Below are 19,865 nucleotides of genomic sequence, written 5' to 3'. Positions count from 1 at the left end.
TGTTCACGACAAGCAAAGGACGTTGTATGCCGCGCCACAGCCTTCTTGCGCTCGCCCTGCTCCTGGGCGCCTGCAGCAGCAATCAGCCCGCCACCCCGTCGCTCACCCACGACGCTGCCACACCACGCGAACAGCAGCCACCGGTAGCGGACTCGGCCGCAAACCTGCCGTTACCCGAGACCAGCTTGGTGGCGCCCCAGGTCGAAAGCTCCCTGCGCCAGCGCGCACAAGGGAACGTGCAGGCCTCCAAGACAGCCTCACGCCCAATGCTGCCTGCACCGCCGGTGCTTTCCACCCCCGCAGCCCCTGCCCCGGCGGCCGCACTCGCAGCGCCGATGCACATGCATGAGCGCCTGATGCCAATGCCGCCCAGCCCGCCCACCGAGAACCGTGAGACCTATCAAACGCTGAGCGACAACCCGATCGTGCAGGCAGCCGAACAGCCGGTCTCCACCTTCAGCATCGACGTGGATACCGGCAGCTACAGCAATGTGCGCCGCTTCTTGAATGCCGGCACCTTGCCACCGGTGGATGCAGTGCGCGTAGAAGAACTGATCAACTATTTCCGCTACGACGATCCGGCGCCGACGGATGGCACGCCGTTTGCGGTCCGCACAGAACTGGCTCCCACGCCCTGGAACACCGACACGCTGCTGCTGCGCATCGGCGTGGCCGGCCGCGATGTGCCAACCGCCGCGTTGCCGGCCGCCAACCTGGTGTTCCTGGTGGATGTCTCCGGCTCGATGGGCGCGCCAGACAAATTGCCGCTGCTGCAGTCATCGCTCAAATTGCTGGTGCGGCAACTGCGGAAGCAGGATCGCATCACCCTGGTGACCTACGCCGGCAGCACCGCGGTGGTGTTGCCGCCCACATCCGGCGACCAACAAACGCGCATCGTCGAAGCCATCGACAGCCTGCAATCGGGCGGCGGCACCGCCGGTGCCAGTGGCATCGAGCTGGCCTACAAAGCGGCGCAGCAGGCGTATCTGCGCGGCGGCATCAACCGCATCCTGCTGGCCACCGATGGCGACTTCAACGTGGGCGTCACCGATTTCGACCAGCTCAAGGGCATGGTGGCCGAAAAGCGCCGTTCCGGCGTGGCACTGAGCACGCTCGGCTTTGGCACCGGCAACTACAACGACACGCTGATGGAGCAACTGGCCGACGCTGGCGATGGCGCCTACGCCTACATCGACTCGGCGCTGGAGGCACGCAAGGTGCTCACCCACGAACTGGGGTCGACACTGGCCACCATCGCGCGCGACGTCAAGATCCAGGTCGAATTCAACCCAGGCACGGTCAAGGAATACCGCCTGATCGGCTATGAAAACCGTGCCCTGCGCCGCGAGGATTTCAACAACGACCAGGTCGACGCCGGCGACATCGGCGCCGGACACACCGTCACCGCACTGTATGAAATTACCCCGGCACAGGGCACCGCCTCCGTCGACCCGCTGCGTTACGCCACCACCGCGGCGCGGCGCCAGCAGCCGGTGACCGGCAACGAGCTGGCGCACGTCAAGCTGCGCTACAAGCTGCCGGAGGCGCAGCGCAGCCGCCTGCTCGATACCGTGGTGCGTGCCAACCAGCAGCAAGCGCTGGCTGCCACCAGCGATGCGTTCCGCTTTTCGGCAGCGGTGGCCGGCTTTGGTCAACGGCTGCGTGGCGGCAGCCAGCTGCACGGCTGGGATTACCCGCAGCTGCGCGCATTGGCGGCTGGCAGCCTGGGCAGCGACCGGCATGGCTACCGCGCCGATTTCCTGCAGCTGCTGCAGCAGGCAGACGCATTGAGCAGCCGGCCGCTTGCCACTAACGACTGATCCCCAGGTCGTTCCCCGGGAGATGGCATGCGCGCTGAGCTGGCAATGAGCCATTGCACCACGCAGCACGCGCTCTACACTGCGCGCATGCCATCGACCGATCTTGCGCAACTTCCCGACGAGGAGCTCATGCTCCTTGTCGCCAATGGCTTCATCGAGCAACCGGCAAGCATGCTGTTCCAGCGCCACAACCGTGCGCTGTTCAATTTTCTGGCCTGGCTCTGCGAGGGCAACCTCAGCGAGGCCGAAGACCTGGCCCAGAAGACCTGGGTCAAGCTGATGACCCGATGCAGCGACTACCGGCCGGGGCAGGCCGCGTTCACCACATTCCTGTTCCAGATCGGCCGCAATGCGTGGATCGACACGCGCCGCAGCGCCCACCACACCACCTCGACCGCGCTGGACGACGCGCATCTGCAACTGCCCGACCAGGAGTTGTCGGGCGAGCAGTTGGCGATGCTTGGTCAACAGCAGCACCGGGTGCGCGCTGCGGTCATGGCCTTGCCGGATGCGCAGCGCGAAGTGGTGGTGCTGCGGTTCTTTGCCGAACTTGGTGTTGAAGAAATCGCCCACGTGGTGGGCGAAGGCTTCGAGACCGTGAAAAGCCGCCTGCGCTATGCATTCGCCAAGCTGCGCGTCAGCCTGGATGCGGTGCAATGAGCGCACTGTTCGAGCAGTTCCTGGCGGGCGAAGACGGCATCTCGGCGCTGCTGCGCGCACTGCCTGCGTACGCGCCCCCAGCGGGGATGGATGCGTGGTTTGTGCAGGCAGCATCGGTGGCGCATGCGGCAACCACAGCAGGAGCCGCAGCAGAAGCACCGCAAGCGCAAGCCGGGGCGGCACCAGTGATCCGCGCTGCGGGAGCGCAGACGTTTGATTTCGAGCCACCAGCCAGCCTGCAGGCAGCATTTTCTGCTGCTGCTGCGCAGGCCGATCAGGCACAGGCGTCGCAGCGACAGGCAGTGCAGACGCAACTCGCACACGGCGTGGATGCCGTGCAGGCAGTCGGTGCGCCATTGAGCGCACAGGCGCGCGCGTGGATCGACGCGCAACAGCACGTGGAGCTGGCGGAGCGGCCCACTGCATTTGTTCGCAGCGTTTCATCGCGCGGAGATGCGCCGTCGGATTCGGAGCTTTACACGGGAGCGGCTGCACCTGCTGCGCTAAGTGATCTCGCGGAGGCTGCCTCAGCACGTCGGTTTGAAATCAACAGCAACAACAAAACCAACAGCGACAGCGACAGCGACAGCGACAGCGACAGCGACAGCGACAGCGACAGCGACAGCGACAGCGACAGCGACAGCGACAGCGACAGCGACAATCATCGCCCGGGCAAGCAGGTGCACGCACATGCAGCACAAGCGTCCACCGGGCCTGTTCCTCAGCCCGCCTCCGAACGCGATACGCGCGAGGTAGCTGCAGCGGCAACGACGCAAACACCGCAGCCTGCCATGGCTGACACGCATGTGCCCGCAACGCCAGCCCTCAGGAGCACACGGCGGCGGCGCTGGATGCCGACACTCGCATTTGCCGCCTCGATCACGCTCGCCGTCGGTGTGGGGCTGCAATGGCAGGCCCATCAACCCGTGCCCGATGCTGCGATGGACGTAGCGCCAACCACCACACCGGACGCACAGAAGGCAGAGACAGATCCTGGCCAACCGCCACTTCCGATGGCACAGCTGATCGATGCGCCCGCAGCGTCTTCGATGGCCGTGCAGGCGCCCATCGATGCACCTGCATCTGCCCGTGCATCTGCGCCGCCTGCTCCGCCCTCGCCCGCCGAAGCGCCCGTAGTCACAGTCAAATCGCCGCCGGCCCCTGCGCCTCCGTTGGCGCCTGCCGTTGCACGACCGGCAGCGGCACCAGCGCCACCGGCGCCCTACGAATTCGCAGTCGCAGCGGCGCCGTCGTTGCCGGAACCCATGGCCGAAGGCAATGCTGCAGCCGAAGCCGCACCCACCGCAGCGCCACCACCGCCTGCACCGATCGCCGCGAGCCAGGCAGATGCGTCTGCCGATGCATCGCTTGCACAGACAACACTGATGCGCCCTGCTGCGATGCCGTCGCGCACATCGGCAGAGTCAGACGCACCATCCTCGGTGATGGACCGCAGCAGATCCACATCCTCCATATCGCCTGCCGACATGGCATCCGTCCCGGCTGCAACCGTGGTCGGTCAGTTCAGCGCGTCAGCGCGTCGCGCACCGCTCATCCATAACGACGCGCAGCGCGATATCCAGTCGGCACCGCTGCCTGCCGAAGCGTCGCTTGCGATGCAGGTCCCCGCCAAACCATCCCCGGCGCCACGACCCGCAGGCGAGGTCGTCGCACTTTCGGTACGCCCTACCGCGTGGTTCGCCCAACGTGCGCCCAACACTGCGCCACCGCGCATCCGTCTGTGGGCTGCAGCGCCCGACGCACCGGCTGTACAACGCTGGGCCGCGGGTTTGCGCAAGCAGATTCAGCAACGCGGCTGGACCACGCGCGTGGACGTTTTGCAGGACACGCAGCTGGCAGCGGACCAGCTGCGCGTGGACGTCTCTTCCAGCAACGCGCAGGAATGATCCCAGCGGCCTGTCGAGCAGCCGTAGCCGCTGGGCCGCAATGACTTTGACGCTCACACGGGCGTTCGTGTCGCCCCACTCCATGTGGCCTTCGCCGTTTCCAGACTTCTTTAAACAGCGCGATACATCCAGAAGCGTGTCCATCCGCAACTCCGCTCTCAACACCAACCTAAACAACGACTGAGAACGCGTGACCGACCAAGCGCATGCAACCGAGTGCAACGGTTACTCAAAGGCCATCCATCACTCCTCAACCGGAAACCCATCCTCACGCAGCAGGCTGGTCAGCACATGGTCGCGCCACACGCCGTTCAACTGCAGATAGCGGCGCGCCTGCCCTTCCACCTGGAAGCCCAGGCGCTGCAACACGCGCGCACTGCGCTGATTCTCGGGCACGTACTGCGCCATTACGCGGTGCAGGCCCAGCGCCTCGAATACAAAAGCAATGCCCTGGGTGGCAGCCCAGTGGATCAGGCCACGGCCCTGCTGCTGCGCATCCAGCCCGTAGCCCATGTGGCAGGCCTGAAACGCACCGCGCTGGATCTGGGTAAAGCCCAGCGTGCCAATCACCTGGCTCTCCATCAGCAACACCAGCTGGAGTTCGCGCTCGCCTGGCACTGCAGTGCGGTACGCGATGCACAGGCGCCGCCAGCCATCGGTCGTGTAGAACGCCGGCGGCCGTGCCGGCATGGCATCGGCCAGGTGAGCGCGATTGCGGGTGTGGTACTCGGCCATGGCTGCTGGGTCCACCACGGCCAGGTCGCACAACACCACGCCGTCGGCATGCCGTAGCGGTGCAAACACCGGAATGCTCACGGTGGCGCGCTCGAACGACGCATCCTGCCCAAACGCGGCACGCTCGCGCCGATCAACTGCATCGCGAAAAACAGCGTTTCAGGCAGGCCATTCGCACAGCGCGTAGCCGCAGCAACAAGGGCGACCCCCGCATGCAACCGCAGCATGCGCGGCTCATCTGGATAGAAAGAACGACGGCTGAAACAGGGCACCCGTGGCCGCTCTAAACGAGCAGCGCTGCAACGCATCCATCGCGTCGCTACGTTCGCTACCGGAGGCGATGGCACACATGGCTGCGTGGCGGTCACGCAGCCGTGGGGCGTTGGTGTCAGGCGGCCGCGGCGGCGAGCGCCTGGCCCACCTGCGCCTCGATGGCGTCCAGGTCGGGCAGCAACGCACTCTGTTCGCCCAGCAGCACACGCATGTGCACGCCGTCGGGCAGCACATCTTCGGAGGCGTCGGCCAGCAGGCCATCGCGCGGTACCGAAATCAGCTGCGGGAACGAGGCAGTGAGCAATGCGAAATACGGCAGCACCGGGTTGCCACCCAGCGCCTTCAGCACGATCACCTTGTTGTTGAGCGCGGTGGGCTCTTCGCCCATGCCACTCAGGCGCGCGAACGACAGCAGCGGCACCTTCCAGCCGTACCAGTCGATGCGGCCGACCATCCAGCGCGGCATGTCGGCCAGCGGCTCCACCGCCACGCGCGACATCACCTCGGCCACCGTGGCGTTGGGCAGCAGCACGCGCTCCTGCCCGGCCTGGATCAGGACGCCGCGGATTTCGTCATTGTTGGCGTAGCTCATCGCTTGTCTTCCAATCTGGGTGGGAACGCCCGGCTTACGCCGGCCAACGCTGCGCCAACGCCTGCGCCAACTGCGCCGGGTCACCGGAAAGCATGCCCTGCTGCGCCAGGCGCGCGGCGGCGGCCGGGTCGTAGCAGCCATCGGCGGATTGCCCGGCTACCCAACCACCCTGCCCGGCCAGGGCCAGCGTGGCCTCGACCAGTGCTTCGTTGGCACCACTGAGCATCAGCACCGCGCTGTCGGCCGGCGGCAACGCGGCCACCAGCGCCGCCGGGTCGGTCTGCGCGGCAAACGCCAATGCACCGGCCTGCTGCTGCACGCCGACCTCGTCGGACAACACATAGACCTTGCCAGCCTCGATCGGCTGGCCAATCTCTCCCAGCTCCACCGGCAACGCCGACACCCGGCCCATCTGCCGCACCAGGTTGCCGTACTGCCCGCCATCCAGCGCCATGCGCACCAGCAGCGGGCGCGGGAAGGCCGGCGGCAGCGCGGCCAGCAGGCGGCGGATCGCATCCGGCCCGCCAATCCCGGCCATCACCAGCACCGCACCCTCACTGGCCGCAGCCTGGTCCAGATCCACCAGCGACAGGCTGCCCGTGGACAGCGCGGCCATATCCGGCTCGCTGCGCGGACGCACCACCACGGCCACCTCATCGACCAGGCCCCAGGTGCTGGAATCGCCCAGCGCCGGTGTCGACGCAGACACCGCAGGTGCGGCCTCGGCTACGTGGCTAAACATCGCATCGCCAGGCACACGTTCAAAGGCATGCGCGGCCGCTTCCAGATGCTGATCCAGCTGAAGGTCCGAATCCTGACGATTAGAAACGAACGCCAGGCCCGGCTCGGGCTGCAACGATGGCTCGCTTTCGGTGCCGGGCGGCAGCACATCGGCATGGCCGTGCAGCTTGGCGGCCAGATGGCGCACCCAGCGCTGCGCTTCCCAGCCCTCGCGGCGTACGGTCAGCTCGGCCTCGTCGAAGATCACCGTGACGCCCGGCATGTTGAAGGCCGGCTCCAGGGCTTCGAGCGCATCTTCGATTGCCGGCTCCAGCGCGACCAGCACGGCGACCGGCTCGGCATCGCGCAGCATCTGCACGTCGACCGCTGCCGGCTCGTCTTCCAGCACGACCTGCGCACCGGCCAGTGTCAGGGCTTCACGCAGGCGCTCGCGCGCCGGACCGGGCCGGCCCAGCAGGGCGACCGGCGTTCCCATTGCGCCATTATTCTCGGACACGGGCGATCCCCAGCAGGTCATACACGTTTCGCATCAGATCCAACTCTTGGTAGGGCTTGCCCAGATAACGTTGCACGCCGATCTCGAAGGCACGCTGGCGATGCTTCTCGCCACTGCGCGAGGTGATCATCACGATCGGCACCGCCTTGAAGCGCGGATCGGCCCGCATCGCGGTCGCCAATTCGTAGCCGTCCATGCGCGGCATTTCGATATCCAGCAGCATCAGGTCGGGCACGCGCTCTTCGAGCAGCTCCAGCGCCTCGACACCGTCGCGGGCGGTGGTCACGTCCAGGTTGTGGCGTTCCAGCACGCGGCTGGTGACCTTGCGCATGGTCAGCGAATCGTCCACCACCATCACCAACGGCACCTGGCGCTGCGCTTCGGCCGGCGTTTCCAGCGCCGGACGTGCCGGCTGGGTCAGGTAACGACGCACCAGCGGCGCGACGTCCAGGATCACTACCACACGGCCATCGCCGGTGATGGTGGCGCCGTAGATGCCCGGTACCGAGGCAATCTGCAGGCCCACCGGCTTGACCACGATTTCGCGGTTGCCCAGCACCTGATCGATCGCCACGGCGGCGCGCAGATCACCGGCACGCACCAGCAGCAACGGCACCTGCGCCTGGCCATCGGCACGCGCAACCGGCTGGCCGACCAGCGAGCCGAGGTCGTGCAGCACGTACTCTTCGCCGGCGTAGTGGTAACCGCCCTCGCCCGACTCGTAACGGGTGCGCGAGATGCGGCCGATACCGCTGACCGAACCCACCGGCACCGCGAAGGTGGTTTCGCCGATCCGCACGAACACCGCCTGGGTGACCGCCAGCGTCTGCGGCAGGCGCAGGGTGAAGGTGACGCCCTGGCCGCGCACCGAGTGGATGTCCACCGAGCCGCCGAGCTGACGCACTTCGTTGCGCACCACGTCCATGCCCACGCCACGGCCGGCCAGCTGGCTGACCTGGTCGAAGGTGCTGAAGCCGGACGCGAAGATCAGGCCATCCAGTTCGGCCTCGCTGAGCTCCTGGCCAGGCTCGATCAGGCCGCGCTGTTCGCCACGGCGACGGATCGCCTCGCGGTCCAGCCCGGCGCCGTCATCGGCCACTTCCAGCACGATTTCCGAGCCTTCGCGGCGCAGGCGGATCGCGATGCTGCCTTCTTCCGGCTTGCCGGCGTCGCGGCGCTGCTCGGGCGTTTCCAGCCCGTGCGCCACCGAGTTGCGCAGCATGTGTTCCAGCGGCGCGACCATGCGATCGAGCACGTTGCGGTCCAGTTCGCCCTGGGTGCCTTCCAGCACCAGATGCACCTGCTTGCCGGTTTCGGTAGCCGCCTGGCGCACCACACGGCGCAGACGCGGCACCAGGCCGTCGAACGGCACCATGCGCGCACGCATCAGGCCGTCCTGCAGTTCGGAACTGACGCGCGACTGCTGTTGCAGCAGGCCGTCGTACTGACGCGAGAGGTCTTCCAGCACCCCTTGCAGGCCGCCCAAGTCGGCCGCCGATTCGTTCAACGCGCGGCTGAGCTGCTGCAGGGTGGAGAAGCGGTCCAGTTCCAGCGGATCGAAGGTGCGATCGCCCTGGTCCTGCTCACGCTGATAGCGCGCAACGATCTGCGCTTCGGTTTCCAGATCCAGACGACGCAACTGGTCGCGCAGACGGGCGTTGGTGCGATCCAGTTCGCCCATGGCGCCGCGGAAGGCACCCAGCTGCTGTTCCAGCCGCGAACGGTAGATCGCCACTTCGCCGGCGTGGTTGACCAGACGGTCGAGCAGATCGGCGCGCACGCGCACCTGCTCCTGCTGCACACGCGGCAGGAAATCCTCTTCGACCTGACCATCCACCGGGATCGGTGCCGACAGCGGTGCCGGCTCGACCGAGGCCTTGGCGATGGCACGCACATCGGCGTCGGTTTGCGGTGCGGTGCTACGGCCACGGGTGCGGGTTTCGAAGGCTTCCACCAAATCGACCGGCATCGCCACGGCGCGGTGCATGCCGGTGCGGGTCAACAACTGGTGCAGGCGATCGAAGCCGCGCTCGAACAGCCGCACGTCATCGCGATCGATGTCGGTGCGGTTGGCGGCCACGGCTTCGAGCAGCGATTCGATCGCGTGCCCAAGATCGCCAATGGCGTTGATGCCGGCCATGCGCGCGCCGCCCTTGAGCGTGTGCAGATCTCGCTGCAGTCCGTTGAGGACATCGCGGTCTTCCGGCACTTCGCGCATGCGGGCGATCAGGCCATCGCAATGGTCGAGCAGGTCGCGGCCTTCCTCGACAAAGATGTCGACCAGTTCGCCATCGAGCTCGTCGAAGTTGAGCGGGCCGATATCGAAGGCAGCGCCGGCATCGTTGGCGGTGGTGTCGGCCGGTGCCGCCTCTTCCACCGGCGCACTGAAGGCCACCGGCGCGGTGTCTTCTTCTGCGCTGGCTGCTGCATCTTCTGCGGTGACGGCGGGCTCTTCCTGCGCGACCTGTTCGACGTGCTCGGCGTGCTCGACGTGCTCGTCCTGCGCGTCACGCGTGGTGTCGTGCAGCTGCGCGGCGCCCTGATCGCTGCTGCGATCGGCATCGTCGGCGACTTGGTCGTTGCTGCTGTCCGCATCGCCAGCGGCGGCGTCCTGCGCCGGTGCAACGTCGGCAATCGCCTCGCTGGGCAAGGTGTCGGCCAGCGGATCGCCGGCTTGTTCCACACGGTCGGCGACCTGCGCCATCTCGAACGCCTGCACCGACTCGATGGTCTGCGCCGGCACGCTGTCGCCTGCCTCTGCGTGCTCCAGCGGTGCGTCGTCCAGTTGCGCTGCGTCGGTCTCGCTCGATGCGGCAAACGCATCGAGTGGCTGCGCGCCATCCACCGCCAGCAACGCGGCCTCGTCAGCCACCTGCTGGTCGTGATCGTGGGCGGCGGCGCCGTCCTGCGTGTCGAAGTGCTCGGACGGCTGCACGTGGTCGTGCGGCAGTTCGTGCTGCTCCTGCTGCCCGGAATCCTGCATCGCGTGCGTGGTGTCCACGCTATCCAGTGCGGCAGTTTCCGGTGTCCATTCCTCGGCTACCGGCGCATACGCGCCATCGTTCGCGTCGGTCCCGGCGTGCACCGCTTCCAACGCGTCGATCGTCTCGACCGACGTATCGGCCGCGTGTTCGTCGCGATCTTGATCTTGCTGTTCGGCATGCTCACCCAGAGCATCGGCATCGGCGTGCGTCTGCTCGGAGGGCTGTTCGCCCTGCTCGGCCTGCAGGTCGCTCGACGCGTGCTGCTCGGCCTGCAGGTCGCTCGACGCGTGCTGCTCGGCCTGCGCCTCATCCAGCGACGGCACGTCCAGAGTCTGCGCATCGCCCAGGCGTGCTTCGGCCTCGGCAAGTTCATCGACGGCCACCGCATCGCTAGCCACCAAGGTCGCGGCCTCTGTCTCGGCGTGCGCGGTGTGCTCGGCCTCGTCAGCCGCGTGATCCGTCGTCGCATCCTCTTGCGTCCGATCACCGGCATGCGCATCGACATCGGCCGGCGCGGTGGTCTGCAGATCGGTCGCGTCCCAGGCATCGGCGGCAAGCACCGGTTCGTCGGCAACCGTGTCCTGGGCGGTGGTCAGTTCGGCATCGGCATCGCTGTCGGCCTGCGGCGCGTCATCGAGCGAGGCATCGGCCGACATCGGCACCGCGTCGATCGCTTCACGCAGTTGCTGTTCGAGCTCGGCGGTGTCGCTGATCGTTTCGCGTGGCGCGGCGTCGTCCAGCGACAGCGCGGTGCTGTCGTCGGCTTCGGCGGTGGCCAGTTCGTCGACTGCAATTGGCGCGTCGTCCTGCGGCTGGGCGTCCAACGTCGCGTCGCCGGCGGCCTGTGCAGATACATCGCCGGTAGTCGCCAACGCATCCGCATCGACGTAGCGCGACAGGTCTTGCACACCCGTCAGTTCGATGCCGGCGGTGTCCTGCGCGGTATCCACCTCTTCCAGTTCGTCCAGGAATACCTGTGGCGGCCACTGCGCTTCCGGCAGCTCGTCCACCAGCCCGCGCAGGCGCTCGGTGAGCGGCGCGAACGACGGAATCAGCGGCGCATCGGCGCGCAGCGCGGTCACCGTGGTGGCAATCGCCGCCGCGGTGGCAGCCAGCGCTTCCACGCCCTCTGCAGACGGCGTGGCCGACGCGCCGAGCAGTCGCTTCACATAGCTTTCGGCCGGCGTGGTGACCAGGGTGATTTCCGGCACGTCGGTCATGGCGAACGCGCCGCTCATGGTGTGCACGGCACGCAATAGCTCTTCGGTTGCCAACTGCGGGCCGTGCTGGGCGGCCTGCAGCCAGCCATGCACGGTTTCCAGATGGGTGGCGACTTCCGCTTCCAAAATTTCGCGCAACACGCTGTCCACCGACGCGGGCGTGCCTTCGGTGATCGGCGTGGTGCCGGCGGGCAGCGCCGGGATCACCGGCGCCTCGGCCACGGCCTGCACGGCGGGCACGTAATAGGCTTCTTCGCCAGCGGCCACGCGCTCGGCCACGGCCTGGATGTCCGGCAGATCGGCGCTGATGCGGCCCTGATCGCGCAGTGCGGCATTGAACTGCGGCAGCACCGCGTAGGCCAGTTCGACCATCGCCACCACCGCCGGGCTGGCCGGCCGCGAGTTGTCGAGCACGCGGTTAAGCATGCTCTCGATCTTCCAGCTGAACTCGCCGAGTGTGCTGGCGCCCACCAGACGGCCACTGCCCTTCAGGGTGTGGAAGACACGGCGGATCGGGCGCAGGTTTTCCTGGCTGTGCGGGGCAGCGCGCCACACCGGCAGCAGCTGCCCCAAGTTGACCAGTTCCTCGTCGAATTCCTCCAGGAACACGTCGCGGATGTCGTCATCGATATCGCTGTCGCCGAAGCCGCCGAAAATACCGGCCTCTGCCGCGACCGGCGCAGGTGCATCTGCAACCGGCGTCGCTGCCGCATCGGCGGTTGCCGGCGTGGCGGGTGCGCCATCGACGTCGAACTGTTGGGCAGCGGCATCCAGCTGCGCCAGGAACGCGGCGGACGCATCGTCCAGCTCGAATTCGCTGACCGTGGCCTGCTGCACGCGCGGGCCCGCGGCCTCGGTGGTCGGTTCGGCCGGTTCCGGCGTCGGCTCAGGCGCCGATTCCACGAACGGGTTGTCGTCTTCCTGCGGGGGCGGCGGCGAGAACGCATCCTCGAGGCTGCCGGCACGCTGCGACTGCACCGGGGTGATGAACTCCAGCGGCGCAATGGTGTCTTCGCCCGGCAGGTCGATCTGCTCGATCTGCAGCGGAGCCTCCTCGGCCACCACCGGCACGACAGGCACGTCCTGTTCCAGCGCACTCAGATCGACGGTATAGCTGACCTGCGCGGCCTCGGCATCGCTGCCGTCCTGCTCGGCCGAGACCGGGTCGAACGCCGACAACGTCGGCGGTGCGCTCTGCTCGGTGGTGTCCAGCTGCCAGCTGCCCGACGCCTGCGCGCCGTCATCGGACAAGGCCACCGGGGTAATGGTGAAGGGCACGTGCGACTGGCCGGACACGGTTTCTTCCGCAGCCACCGGGTCGAACGAGAACACGCTGTCGGCTGCCGCAGCGCCGGTGTCCTGCACCGCGCTGTCGGCAAACGGCGCTTCATGCACGGTCTCGTTGGCCCATTCCAGCGACGCAGCGGGCGCGGCGTCGTTGGCGGCCGGGTTCGGCTCGCTGAGCTGCTGTGCGAACGGCACCACCGCAGGCTGCGGTTCGGCCGCGCCGGGTTGGTCGGCGCCCACCGGCAGTTCGGACGGCTGGCCCGACGGCAACGGCCAGTAACGCAGGGTTTCCAGGCTGTTGCGGGTGATGTCGAGGATTTCCTCGCGGCCGGGACGGCGCTCGCGCAGGGCTTCCAGGTAGTACTCCAGGCTGGCCATGGCATCGGCCAGGGTGTCCAGCTGGCGACCACTGGGGACGCGCTGCTTGCCGATCAGTTCCAGATCGACATAACGGCGCACGCCTTCCAGGTAATCGGCGGCCTGCGGCAATTCCAGAATCCGCAGCGCGCCGCCCACTTCGCCCAGCAGATGCGGCACGTCGGTGAGGCGGGCGTGGTCCCAGTTGGTCTCGATGAAGGCGACGAAGTGTTCGCGCGCGGCACCGAAGTTGGCAATCGCTTCCTGCGCCAGCACGTCGACCGTGCGACGCACTTCCGACGCGCTGGCACTGGTGCTGGCTTCATCGCCGGCTTCGCCGACGTCGGCACCGAGGCTGGCGACCTGATCGTCCAGCGAGGCATCCACGTACAGCAGCGCGCCGGCGATATCCAGCAGCACGCCTTCGTCCATCTGCACCTGGCCATCGACCACGCGGGCCAGCGCATCACGCTGCTGTACCACCACGTTGCGTGCAACACCCAGGCCCATCATGCCCAGCGTGTCGGCCACGCTGCCGAGTTCGTTGACCTGGGTCTGCAGCTCGGCGATGTCGCCGCCGGTGCGCAGATGCAGGTCCAGCGCGTCCTTGACGCGCAGCAGTTCTTCCTTGACCGCATTGCCGACGGTGTCGAGCAATTCGCGGTTACGTCCGCTCAGGCTGCCGCGGGCGTGATCCAGCTCGGCCTCGGTGGCAACACCGGCCTGCGGATCGAAGGCGAACAGCACGCTCTCGTTGAGACCCGGCTGGCCGCGCGTGGCACGGATCTCGTTGAGCAGCGGCAGCAGCACGATCGGAATGTCGCGGTGGCCGTTTTGCAGGCGCTCCAGGTAATCGGGCAGCAGCACGGTGCCGCGCATCAGCATCGCGCAGGCCTCGTCGCGGTCGCTGACCTCACCGGCCTGCACCGCGTTGGCGAGCAGTTCCAGTTCTTCGGCCACCATCGCCGGCGCGTACAGCTCGACCATCCGCAACGTGCCCTGCACCTGGTGCAGATAGCCCGCGCAGAACCGCATCCGACTGGTGTCGGACGGTTCTTCGGCGAAGTACTCGATCTCGTTGCGCGCCTGGCGCAACGTTTCATCCAGCTCCGGCTTGACCCAGCCCAGTGCGGCGTGGCTCATCGCATCGCGAAGCGCACTCATTGCAGCCCCCTGACAACGACCGCACGACCGCAATTGCGGCGCTTGGCCCATTCCTGCATCGACGTAACGCGACTACGCGCCATCTGCTGATCCTTTCCCGTTCCGCGTCGTGGTCACGCCGGCAGCTTGAAGTCGGCAACCGAACGGCGCAGATCGGCCGCCAGCTGGGCCAGATTGCCGATCGACGCGGCCGTCTTGCCTGCACCCTGCGAGGTCTGACTGGTGATCTGACGGATCACGCCCATGGTCTGTGTGATGTCCGCCGCCGCAGCGGACTGCTGGTGCGCGGCGATGGAGATGTTCTTGATCAAGTTGTTCAGTGCATTGGACACGCGCTCGATTTCGGTCAGCGCGGTGCCGGCGTCTTCAGCCAGGCGTGCACCGGACACCACTTCGGAGGTGGTCTGCTCCATCGAGCTGACCGCCTCGTTGGTATCGGCCTGAATGGTCTGGACCAGGCCTTCGATGCGTCGGGTCGCACTGGAGGTGCGTTCTGCCAGGCGTTGCACTTCGTCGGCCACGACCGCGAAACCGCGACCGGCCTCGCCTGCCGAGGCGGCCTGCACCGCGGCGTTGAGCGCCAGGATGTTGGTCTGCTCGGAAATGTCGTTGATCAGTTCCACGATCGAGCCGATTTCCTGCGAAGACTCGCCCAGGCGCTTGATGCGCTTGGAGGTTTCCTGGATCTGGTCGCGGATCTGGTCCATGCCCTGGATCGTCTCGCGCACCACGCCGGCACCCTCGGCGGCGATCACCACCGAGCGCTGCGCCACTTCGGCCGACTCGGTGGAGTTGCGCGACACCTGCTCAATACTGGCGGCGATTTCGCTGATGCGCTCGGAAGCGGTGGTGATCTGGTTGGCCTGCTGGCCGGCCGCATCGGCCAGCTGCATTGCAGTGGCCTGGGTTTCCTCGGTCGACACGGCCACCTTGGCCGAGGTGTCGTTGATCGTGGTCACCAGGTGGCGCAGCTCGTCCACGGCGTAGTTGATTGCGTCGGCGATGGCGCCGGTCATGTCCTCGGTCACCGAGGCCTTCACGGTCAGGTCGCCCTCACCGAGCGAGCTGATTTCGTCCAGCAACCGCATGATGGCCTGCTGGTTACGGCTGTTGAATTCCACCTGCGACTGGTAGCGCACGTCCTGCTCGCGCGAGCGCGCACGCACCGTACTCCACACGAATCCGATAATCGCCAGCAGCGCCAGCAAACCGGAGACCACGCCCAGCCAGAAGTTCGGGAACAGGCGCGTGTCACGCACCGAACCGAACGCGGAGAACGCATCGAACAGTTTCTTGCTGTCGTCGAGCATCTTGCTCGAGCCGGCGGTCAGCGCCGCGGCCGAGGATTGCGCGGCGAACAGATTGCGCGAGCTGGCCAGAATGGCGTCGACGTCCTTCTTCATCGTCGTCCACTGCGCCTGCGACTGCTCCAGTGCCGACAGCGCGGCCGGGTTACGCACCGCGGCAATGCCGAGTTCGTCGTTACCGGCGCGCAGGCCTTCGAGCATCTGCGTGAACACCACCGAGTCGCGTGCCAGCGCGTCGCCCGAGGACGCCGCATTGGCGCCACCAGCGCGCATTTCGGTCACCCGGCGCGCCATGGTGCCGGCGACCACGACCTGCTGCAGCGTGTTGTAGATCTGCGACGCGGGCGCGCCGCTGACGGTCATTGCGCGCACCACTTCGTTCAACTGCGCCTGCAGCTGCGGCACGCTGCCGGAGAAGCGGTCGGCATTGCCGGCCAGGCCGAGCACGGCCGGTTCGCTGGCGATCACCTGGTCGGCGTTCTTGCTCAGCGGCACCCAGGTCGACTTGAGTTGCGCCATCGCGCCAGAGACCGAGCCTTCCTGGCCGTAGCGGCCATCCAGTTCGCTCACCGTGCTGTCGATGCGGCCCTTGGTCTCCTTGAACGCGGCATAGGCCTTGGCGTCACCGGAGACCGCTTCGCGGCCCTGGTTGGCCAGCTGTTGCGAGAGCACCTGCAGGTCGGCCGCGCCGGTGCTGGCACCGGCCAGGCGGCTGCCTTGCCAGGTGGCGACGCCGGTATTGGCGCCGAACACGATCATCGACAACACCAGCAGGCCAAGCCAGAAGCTGGTGCTGACGCTGCCGAGCTTGTTGGTCTTGCGGGCGTCCGGGGCGGTACTCATGGTTCGACCTCGATCTGTATGACGTGGCGGGGTCGCGGCTTAGGCCGCGGCCTGCCGGAATTCAGGAGTGCGTGACAGCAACGCCAGGGAGAACACACCCCAGTCCTGCGTCTCGTTGCGGAAAGCACGATCGATGAAGTGGGCGTAGCGGCCTTGCGCCAACTCGCCCGGTTCGACCGCCTGCGCCTGTTCGAAGCTGCGCTGGCCGTACAGCTCATCGATGGTCAGCGCGACGTCGCCGCCGCTCTGACGCATGATCAGCACGCGTTGGCCTTCCTGCAGCACCGTGCGCCGGCCCTCCAGGAACTGCTTCAGATCGATCACCGGGAACAGGTTGCCGCGCAGGTTGCCCACGCCCAGCAGCCAGGGTTGCGCGCCCGGCACCGGCGTGACCGGCGGCATCGGCACGATTTCGGCGACTTCGCGGAAATCCGAGACCAGCCGGCGGGTGCCAACGCGATACCCCACGCCACGCCAGATATCGGCCGAGAACTGACGTTCGGGCAGCGGCGTGGCGTGCGCAAGGCTACGGCGCTCGTAGTCTTCGAGAATGTCGAATGGAGAACGCATCAACGCACCAGTTGTTTGATGCGCGCGATCAGATCGTCCTCGCGCGGCGGCTTGACGATGTAGTCGCTTGCACCCTGCCGCAATCCCCAGGCCTTGTCGGTTTCCATGCCCTTGGTGCTGACCAGCAGCACGGGGATGTCCTTGGTTGCCTGATCGCGCGCAAGTGCACGTGTGGCTTGGAAGCCGCTCATGCCGGGCAGCACCACATCCATCAGCACCAGATCGGGCGCCTGGCTGCGAATCAGCTCAAGTCCCTCTTCGGCATTGTCGGTGGCGACGACCGTATGGCCAGCTTTTTCCAGCCATTGACTGAAGACTGCCCGGTCGGTGGGCGAGTCCTCGATCAATATGATTCGAGCCATGTTGCCTTTCCCCCTGGTCAGGCGTTGACGTACGTACGGATCGCGCTCAGTAGTTCTTCACGGGTGAATGGCTTGGTCAGATATTGCTCGGAGCCGACGATGCGGCCGCGTGCCTTGTCAAACAGGCCATCCTTGGAAGACAACATGATCACCGGCGTCGACTTGAAGAGCTGGTTGCCCTTGATCAACGCGCACGTCTGGTACCCATCCAGGCGCGGCATCATGATGTCCACGAAAATGATCTGAGGTTGCTGGTCCGCAATTTTGGCCAGTGCCTCGAATCCGTCCGTCGCTGTCACCACTTCACAGCCTTCGCGCTTGAGCAGCGTTTCGGCAGTGCGGCGAATGGTCTTCGAATCATCGATAACCATCACCTTCAGTCCTGCGAGTTCCCCACCCGCAGCCATGTTTTCAGTCATGCAAATATCCCCGGGCGCGCGACGCTTCATCCCTTCCGACGTCGCTACGAAACTACATGTATATCCCAAGACCCGCATCGACTGTCAAGGGTGCGTTGCCGGGGCCCCGCCAGGCGGACGTTCCGACCGCAGCAGGGCGCCCTTGGACCGGGAAGTCGCGCATTCGCAACCCGCCGGGCGCGCCATCGCCCACCGCTTGAAGTTACCATCGGCAGCTTGTTCTAAAGGTTTAGCCCCATGTCGCTCGACGTCGTCGTGGTGATGGATCCCATCGCCTCCATCAAGATCGCCAAAGACACCACCTTCGCCATGTTGCTGGAAGCCCAGCGCCGTGGTCACCGCCTGCATTATGTGCGCCCCGGCGGACTCAGCCTGCATGAAGGACGCGCCGTGGCGCAGGTCGCGCCGCTGAGCGTGCGCGAGGACAAGGCCAGCTGGTTCACCCTGGGCGCGTTCACCGAGCTGGTGTTTGGTCCCGGCCAGGTGGTGCTGATGCGCAAGGACCCGCCGGTGGATGCCGAGTTCATCTACGACACCCAGGTACTGAGCGTCGCCCAGCGCGCCGGTGCCCAGGTGGTCAACGACCCGCAGGGCCTGCGCGACTACAACGAGAAGCTGGCCGCGCTGCTGTTCCCGCAGTGCTGCCCGCCGACCCTGGTCAGCCGCGACGCGGCCGCGCTGAAGGCGTTCGTGCTCGCACATGGCCAGGCGGTGCTCAAGCCGCTGGACGGCATGGGCGGGCGCTCGATCTTCCGCAGCGGCACCGGCGACCCCAATCTCAACGTGATCCTGGAAACGCTGACCGATGGCGGCCGCAAGCTGACCCTGGCGCAGCGCTTCATCCCCGACATCACTGCCGGCGACAAGCGCATCCTGCTGGTGGACGGCGAGCCGGTGGACTACTGCCTGGCGCGCATTCCGCAGGGCGACGAGTTCCGCGGCAACCTGGCCGCCGGCGGCCGTGGCGAAGGCCGCCCGCTGTCCGAGCGCGACCGCTGGATCGCCACGCAGGTGGGCCCGGAAATGAAACGCCGCGGCATGCGCTTCGTGGGCCTGGACGTGATCGGCGATTACCTCACCGAAGTCAACGTCACCAGCCCCACCTGCGTGCGTGAGCTGGATGCGCAGTTCGGGCTCAATATTGCCGGGCTGCTGTTCGATGCGATCGAGGCCGGCACCGCGCAATGAGCACGGCCGCGGCCTTGCCTGCACCGATGGACGAACGCCAGCGCCTGACCGCGACGCTGGTGATCTCGCTGCTGCTGCATGGCCTGCTGATCCTGTGCGTGGGCTTTGCGGTGAGCGAAGACGCACCGCTGGTGCCCACCCTGGATGTGATCTTCAGCCAGACCAGCACCCCGCTGACGCCCAAGCAGGCCGACTTCCTGGCCCAGGCCAATCAGCAGGGCGGCGGCAACCACGACACCGCGCAGCGCCCGCGCGACAGCCAACCGGGCGTGGTGCCGCAAGACCGCAACGGGCTGGCGCCGCAGGCGCAGCGCGCCACCACCGTGCAGGCGCCCTTGCCAACGCAGACGCGGGTGGTGTCCAGCCGCCGCGGCGAACAGGCCGTGCCGACCCCGCAACCCAATCCGCAGACCGACCCGCTCTCGCCTGCCGACGCGCAACGCGTGCAGCGCGATGCCGAGATGGCGCGGCTGGCGGCCGAGGTGCATCTGCGCTCGGAGCAGTACGCCAAGCGCCCCAACCGCAAGTTCGTCTCTGCCAGTACCCGCGAGTACGCCTACGCGAATTATCTGCGCGCGTGGGTGGACCGCGCCGAACGGGTCGGCAACCTCAATTACCCTGACGAAGCGCGCCGCCGCCGACTGGGCGGCAAGGTGGTGATCACCGTTGGCGTGCGCCGCGACGGCAGCGTGGAAAGCAGCCGTGTACTGGTCTCCAGCGGCGCCCCGGTGCTGGATGCGGCCGCCTTGCGGGTGGTGCAACTGGCACAGCCGTTTCCGCCGCTGCCGCGCAGCAAGGACGATGTCGACATCCTGCAGGTCACCCGCACTTGGTTGTTCCTGCCCGGCGGCGAATTGCACGACGACCGCTGAGCGTGCATACGCGCGGGGCTGCATGGGCACTGCCTGGGCACGCGCTGCTGGTGAATCGATAGCGTATT

General features: G+C 66.9%; 14 protein-coding genes. 5 read left to right on the top strand and 9 right to left on the bottom strand.

Annotated features, from left to right (window positions below):
• Positions 1–335: 335 nt before the first annotated feature.
• Entirely contained in the window at positions 336–1,820 is a 1,485-nt protein-coding gene (locus ACD584_RS08725) for a VWA domain-containing protein (RefSeq protein ID WP_217694195.1), read from the top strand.
• An 87-nt stretch (positions 1,821–1,907) separates the two neighbouring features.
• Positions 1,908–2,480 carry a sigma-70 family RNA polymerase sigma factor gene (locus ACD584_RS08720; RefSeq protein WP_042594995.1) on the top strand — a complete coding sequence of 191 codons (573 nt, stop codon included), beginning with the start codon at positions 1,908–1,910 and terminating at the stop codon, positions 2,478–2,480.
• Between the two features lie 475 nt (positions 2,481–2,955).
• Here ACD584_RS08720 and ACD584_RS08715 read toward each other — a convergent pair whose 3' ends face one another.
• Positions 2,956–3,141, bottom strand: coding sequence for a hypothetical protein (locus ACD584_RS08715; RefSeq protein WP_258870913.1), 186 nt, complete (start codon positions 3,139–3,141; stop codon positions 2,956–2,958).
• Positions 3,142–3,967: 826 nt separating this feature from the next.
• Between ACD584_RS08715 and ACD584_RS08710 the strand changes: the two genes are divergently transcribed.
• Positions 3,968–4,387, top strand: coding sequence for a hypothetical protein (locus tag ACD584_RS08710; protein ID WP_227971292.1), 420 nt, complete (start codon positions 3,968–3,970; stop codon positions 4,385–4,387).
• Between the two features lie 243 nt (positions 4,388–4,630).
• Here the strand turns inward: ACD584_RS08710 and ACD584_RS08705 are convergent, their stop codons facing one another.
• The 8 genes from ACD584_RS08705 to pilG form a co-directional block, all read right to left on the bottom strand.
• Positions 4,631–5,203 (bottom strand): GNAT family N-acetyltransferase, encoded by a 573-nt coding sequence (locus ACD584_RS08705; protein WP_070690161.1) that lies wholly within the window; start codon positions 5,201–5,203, stop codon positions 4,631–4,633.
• Between the two features lie 307 nt (positions 5,204–5,510).
• Positions 5,511–5,987 carry a chemotaxis protein CheW gene (locus ACD584_RS08700; protein WP_012437706.1) on the bottom strand — a complete coding sequence of 159 codons (477 nt, stop codon included), beginning with the start codon at positions 5,985–5,987 and terminating at the stop codon, positions 5,511–5,513.
• Positions 5,988–6,021: 34 nt separating this feature from the next.
• Positions 6,022–7,203 carry a chemotaxis protein CheB gene (locus ACD584_RS08695; protein ID WP_076036994.1) on the bottom strand — a complete coding sequence of 394 codons (1,182 nt, stop codon included), beginning with the start codon at positions 7,201–7,203 and terminating at the stop codon, positions 6,022–6,024.
• Positions 7,204–7,210: 7 nt separating this feature from the next.
• Positions 7,211–14,236 (bottom strand): Hpt domain-containing protein, encoded by a 7,026-nt coding sequence (locus ACD584_RS08690; protein WP_181921308.1) that lies wholly within the window; start codon positions 14,234–14,236, stop codon positions 7,211–7,213.
• 113 nt (positions 14,237–14,349) lie between these two features.
• On the bottom strand, positions 14,350–16,386 hold the full coding sequence (locus tag ACD584_RS08685; RefSeq protein WP_011038045.1) for a methyl-accepting chemotaxis protein: 2,037 nt from the start codon (positions 16,384–16,386) through the stop codon (positions 14,350–14,352).
• Positions 16,387–16,425: 39 nt separating this feature from the next.
• Positions 16,426–16,956, bottom strand: a complete 531-nt coding sequence (locus ACD584_RS08680; RefSeq protein WP_014508568.1) for a chemotaxis protein CheW — start codon at positions 16,954–16,956, stop codon at positions 16,426–16,428.
• The gene (locus tag ACD584_RS08675) at positions 16,956–17,318 is read right to left on the bottom strand and encodes a PleD family two-component system response regulator (RefSeq protein ID WP_011038047.1); all 363 of its coding nucleotides are present in this window, start codon (positions 17,316–17,318) and stop codon (positions 16,956–16,958) included. The genes ACD584_RS08680 and ACD584_RS08675 overlap by 1 nt, the downstream gene beginning before the upstream one ends.
• A 17-nt stretch (positions 17,319–17,335) precedes the next feature.
• The gene (pilG, locus tag ACD584_RS08670; RefSeq protein WP_011038048.1) at positions 17,336–17,737 is read right to left on the bottom strand and encodes a twitching motility response regulator PilG; all 402 of its coding nucleotides are present in this window, start codon (positions 17,735–17,737) and stop codon (positions 17,336–17,338) included.
• Positions 17,738–17,974: 237 nt separating this feature from the next.
• Here pilG and gshB point away from each other — a divergent pair, with 237 nt between their 5' ends.
• Entirely contained in the window at positions 17,975–18,925 is a 951-nt protein-coding gene (gene gshB / locus ACD584_RS08665; RefSeq protein ID WP_012437703.1) for a glutathione synthase, read from the top strand.
• Positions 18,922–19,797, top strand: a complete 876-nt coding sequence (locus ACD584_RS08660; RefSeq protein ID WP_012437702.1) for an energy transducer TonB — start codon at positions 18,922–18,924, stop codon at positions 19,795–19,797. The genes gshB and ACD584_RS08660 overlap by 4 nt, the downstream gene beginning before the upstream one ends.
• Positions 19,798–19,865 lie beyond the last annotated feature (68 nt).

This window comes from Xanthomonas sp. NCPPB 2922 (assembly GCF_041520885.1).
Taxonomy (GTDB): Bacteria; Pseudomonadota; Gammaproteobacteria; order Xanthomonadales; family Xanthomonadaceae; genus Xanthomonas; species Xanthomonas campestris.
This window is presented reverse-complemented; position numbering and strand designations above follow the sequence as displayed.